Origin of the sequence: Agromyces humi (genome assembly GCF_009720255.1) — a bacterium.
Classification (GTDB): Bacteria; Actinomycetota; Actinomycetes; order Actinomycetales; family Microbacteriaceae; genus Agromyces; species Agromyces humi.
In genome coordinates, this window is record NZ_WJSP02000293.1 from 1 (window position 1) to 4778 (window position 4778).

At 73.3% G+C, this 4778-nt stretch carries 5 protein-coding genes and 1 pseudogene; all 6 read left to right on the plus strand.

Annotated elements, in window-relative coordinates; translation table 11 throughout:
- A pseudogene (locus GH736_RS17420) lies at positions 1 to 396 on the plus strand (RNA polymerase subunit sigma-24); the annotation flags it as partial.
- A gap of 83 nt (positions 397 to 479) precedes the next feature.
- The gene (locus tag GH736_RS17425; RefSeq protein ID WP_159605589.1) at positions 480 to 1412 is read left to right on the plus strand and encodes an ABC transporter ATP-binding protein; all 933 of its coding nucleotides are present in this window, start codon (positions 480 to 482) and stop codon (positions 1410 to 1412) included.
- A complete protein-coding gene (locus GH736_RS17430; protein ID WP_159605591.1) occupies positions 1409 to 2320 on the plus strand; it encodes an ABC transporter permease in 912 nt (303 codons plus the stop codon). Before GH736_RS17425 ends, GH736_RS17430 begins: the two co-directional genes overlap by 4 nt.
- Positions 2321 to 2400: 80 nt before the next feature.
- Complete coding sequence (locus GH736_RS17435) at positions 2401 to 3636, plus strand: sensor histidine kinase (protein ID WP_159605593.1); 1236 nt, start codon at positions 2401 to 2403, stop codon at positions 3634 to 3636.
- Entirely contained in the window at positions 3633 to 4271 is a 639-nt protein-coding gene (locus GH736_RS17440) for a response regulator (RefSeq protein WP_159605595.1), read from the plus strand. Before GH736_RS17435 ends, GH736_RS17440 begins: the two co-directional genes overlap by 4 nt.
- Positions 4272 to 4354: 83 nt before the next feature.
- A partial coding sequence (locus GH736_RS17445; protein WP_159605597.1) for a phosphatase PAP2 family protein occupies positions 4355 to 4778 on the plus strand: 424 nt, incomplete at its 3' end.

Genomic DNA, 4778 nt, shown 5'->3' on the forward strand with positions numbered 1-4778 from the left:
CGGCCTGCCGAGGTCGGCCCGTACCGGGTGCAGGCCGAGATCCAGGCGGTGCACGCGCGGGCGCGGACCGCCGACGACACCGACTGGCCGGCGATCGTGGCGTGGTACGACGCCCTCCTCGCGGCGACGCCGTCCCCGGTCATCGAGCTCAACCGCGCCGTCGCGCATGGCCTGGCCGGCCACGTCGAGCAGGCGCTCGACGAACTCGGCGAGCTCGAGGCATCCGGTCGACTGCAGGGCTACCACCTGCTGCCCGCGGCGCAGGCCGACCTGCTTCGCCGGAGCGGTCGGCCGGCTGAGGCGGCGGCGCACTACCGGGTTGCGATCGACCTCGCGCCGACTGCACCGGAGCGCCGCTTCCTCGCGCGACGGCTCACGGAGCTGGGCACGGCATGAGCGCGGCATCCACCGATCGGTGGATGCCCGAGTCGACCGCCCCACGGCTTCCGGCGCGGCCGTCGACGCGGCAGGCTCGGAGCATGGACACGACAGCGCCCGGACCGGGCACCAAGGCCGGCCGGTTGCCCTCGGGCACGGATGTCGCGGTGCGGATCCGCGGGCTCAGGAAGGTGTACGGCGGGGTCGCCGCCGTCGACGGCCTCGACCTCGACATCGCCCGCGGCGAGACCTTCGCGCTGCTCGGGCCGAACGGCGCCGGCAAGTCGACGACCGTGGAGATCCTCGAGGGCTACCGCCTCCGCACCGACGGCGAGGTACAGGTGCTCGGCGTCGACCCCGCACGCGGCGACCTCGACTGGAAGGCGCGGCTCGGCATCGTGCTGCAGTCGGCGACCGAGTCGGGAGTGCACACCGTGCGCGAGCAGCTCGCGCACTTCGCCGGCTTCTACCCCGACCCCCGCGACGTCGACGAGGTCATCGCCGCGGTCGGCCTCGAGGCGAAGGCCCGCACCCGCGTCTCGCGGCTGTCGGGCGGGCAGCGCCGCAGGGTCGACGTGGCGCTCGGCATCATCGGGCGGCCCGAGCTGCTGTTCCTCGACGAGCCGACCACCGGCTTCGACCCCGAGGCCCGCCGTGAGTTCTGGAAGCTCATCCGTTCGATGAAGGCCGAGGGCACCACGATCCTGCTCACCACCCACTACCTCGACGAGGCGGCGCAGCTCGGTGACCGTGCGGGCGTCATCCTTGGCGGACGACTCGTCGACGTCGGCCGTGTCGACGAGCTCGGCGGCGCGGAGGCGCGCGTCCCCATCGTGCGGTGGCGGGAGCCCGACGGCACGCCCCGCGAGGTGCGCACCGAGCGACCGGCTGAGCTCGTGGCCTCCGTCGTCGCCGAGCACGGCGGCGAGCCCGACGCCCTCGAGGTCATCCGTCCGAGCCTCGAGGACATCTACCTGCGACTGGTGCACGCGGCCGGCGCCGACGCGCACGACGACGAGGAGGCCCTCGCATGAGCGGCACGACGACCACCCCGACCACCGACGGTCGCTCGCCGGCACACGCGGAGGCACGCGGCATCCGCTCGCCCCGCACCCACGGCGGCCTCGGCAGGCCGGGCCTGCTGCGCCTCGGCACGTCCCGCATCGGCTACGAGACCAAGGGCTACTTCCGCTCGCCGGATGCCGTGTTCTTCACGTTCCTCTTCCCGCTGATCATGCTCGGCATCTTCACCGCCGCCTTCAGCGCCTCGGGCGACATCGTGCCCGGCCCGGGGATGGAGGGCATCTCGGTGGGCGCCTACTACCTGCCGGGGATGCTGGCCGCGGGCATGCTGCTGTCGGGCGTGCAGAACCTCGCCGTGGACATCGCCACCGAGAAGAGCGACGGCACCCTGAAGCGCCTCGGGGGCACCCCGCTCTCACCGGTCTCGTACTTCCTCGGCAAGATCGGCCAGGTCTTCGTGACCGCCGTCCTCCAGGCGGGCCTGCTCCTGCTCGTCGCCGGCACCCTGTTGGGCATCGCACTGCCCACCACGAGCGAGGCGTGGCTCACGTTCGCCTGGGTGTTCGTGCTCGGCGTCGCCACCTCGGCGCTCTGCGGCATCGCCCTCTCGGCGGTTCCCCGCAGTGGCAAGAGCGCGACCGCGGTCGTGATCCCCATCGTGCTCGTGCTGCAGTTCATCTCGGGCGTCTACCTGCAGTTCTCGCAGCTGCCCGAGTGGATGCAGAACATCGCGAGCATCTTCCCGCTGAAGTGGATGGCGCAGGGCATGCGCGCCGTGTTCCTCCCCGAGGACTTCGAGACCCTCGAGCAGCACGGCGCCTGGGACCTCGGATGGGTCGCCGTCGCCCTCCTCGCATGGCTCGTCATCGGACTCGTGGTGAGCCGGCTCACGTTCCGGTGGATCCGGCGCGACGCGTGAGGCCGGACGTGCGACGCGTGGAACCGGACGCCCGTCGGCGCCACCTGCCACCCGTCGCCCGCTCGTGAGAGGGTGACCTCATGTTCACCGTCCGATGGTGGGACCTCGCCGCGATCGTCGTCGCGAGCGTCACGGTCGTGCTGTCGCTCATCGACCCGCCATACGGGCCGCCCGACTGGGGCACTTGGGCGACCATCGGCGCGTTCCTCCTCGTCTGGTTCGCGTATGCGCGCCGATACGTGGAGGGCGCCAGCCTCGGGCACCACCTCGCCATCGCGTTCCTGTTCGCGTGCATCACCGCAGCGGGCACGGCCTTCGAGCCGTCGTTCGCGATCCTCCAGGCGTTCATCTACCCGTTCGTCTGGGTCACGGCGCCGGGCCTCAAGAGCGCCCTCGCGGCGAACATCATGGTGGCCGTCGGCATCGTCGTCGGCTACACCGTGCACGGAGGCCCCACCGGGATCGTCACCGGCTTCGGCGTCGCGATCCTGTCGGTCGGCTTCAGCATCGCCCTCGGCCTCTGGATCACGCGCATCGCGGAGGTCGGCGCGGAGCGGGCGCGACTCTTCGACGAGCTGCAGGCCGCACAGGGGCAGCTCGCCGCCATGCACCGCGACGCGGGCGTCACCGACGAGCGCGGGCGGCTCGCCCGCGAGATCCACGACACCATCGCGCAGAGCCTCACCGGCCTGGTCATGGTCGCGCAGCGCGCGGGCAACCGCCTCGAACCCGTCGAGGGCGAGCCGGCGGCATCCGTGCGCGGTGACATCGAACTCATGGAGCAGATGGCCCGCGAGGCGCTCACCGAGGCGCGGGGGCTCGTCGCGTCGCTCACGCCCGTCGGCGCCGACGCCGGCCTCGCCGACGCGCTGGTGCGGCTCGCGACGTCGTTCCAGCGCGAGACCGGCGTGGTCGTCACGGTGACGGCGGATGCCTCGGGGCTCGACCGCGAGCTCGAGGTGGTGCTGCTCCGCTCCGCCCAGGAGGCGCTCGCTAACGTGCGCAAGCACGCGGGAGCCCGCCACGCCGCGATCTCGTTCGCGGCCGAAGGTGGCGACGTGGTGCTGACGGTGACCGACGACGGCATCGGCCCGGGCGACGCGCGACCCGGCGAGCGCGGCTTCGGGCTCGCCGGCATCCGCGACCGCGCCGCGCTGGTCGGCGGCTCGTTCGAGTTCGGCCCCGGCGCCGGCGGGGGCGCGCGGCTGCGCGTCGTCGTGCCGCGGTCGTCCCCCGCCGCCCAGACGGAGCCGACGACACGGCTGAACCCGACGACCCGCCCGAACCCGACCACGCCCATGGGAGGCGCCGCATGACCCGTCCCATCCGCATCGTCGTCGCCGACGACCACCCCATCGTGCGCGCCGGCATCGTCGGGCTGCTCGAGCAGGCGCAGGGCATCGAGGTCGTGGGCGAGGCGGCCGACGGGTCGGAGGCCGTCGAGCTCGCGGCATCCGAGCGCCCAGACCTCGTGCTCATGGACCTGCGGATGCCGGGCGTCGACGGCGCCAGCGCCACGGCGAGCATCGTCGCCGCCGGCGAGGGCACGCGCGTGCTCGTGCTCACCACGTACGAGACCGACGACCACATCCTCGCCGCGATCGAGGCCGGGGCGAGCGGCTACCTGCTCAAGGCGGCGCCGCAGGCCGAGATCCTCGCGGGCATCCGGGCCGTGGCCGCCGGCGAGACCGTGCTCGCCCCGTCGATCGCCGCGAAGCTGGTCTCACGGGTGCGGGCCGACGCGGCATCCGCTGCCCCGCCGGCCCTCTCGCCGCGCGAGCTCCAGGTGCTGACCCTCGTCGCCGACGGGTGCTCGAACCCCGAGATCGCGCGCGAGCTGTACATCGGCGAGGCCACGGTGAAGACGCACCTGCTGCACGTGTTCGAGAAGCTCGGGGTGAACGACCGCACCCGGGCGGTCACCCGGGCGATGGAGCTCGGCCTGCTCTGAGGCCGGGCTGGGGCGCCGTACCGGGTTCCGTCCCGGCGCGCAACGGTGTGACACACGCGACGCCCGGTCCTACGCTGAGCGGCGTGACAGCTCCCAGCGTCCGCGTGGCGATCCAGCGCACCCGCATCCTCCCGAAGTGGGTCAGGCGGGCGGATGCCGCGGCCGGCCGCGCCGTGAACCGGCGCCACACCCATCCCAACGTCGACCGCTTCTGGACGCAGCTCACGAGCTTCGCCGACAAGGGAGTGCTGTGGTGGACGCTCGCCGGCGTGCTGGCCGTGACGGGACGACGCCGCGCCGCCGTGCGCGGCCTGCTCTCCCTGCTCGGCGCCAGCGCCCTCACGAACCTCATCGCCAAGGAGGTGTTCGGCGGCGACCGACCGCTGCTGGCCGACGTGCCGATCGGCCGTCGCCTGCCGAAGCATCCGGCCACGCCGTCGTTCCCGTCGGGCCACTCCGCGAGCGCCGCGGCGTTCGCGGCCGGAGTCGCGCTCGAACGACCGGCGA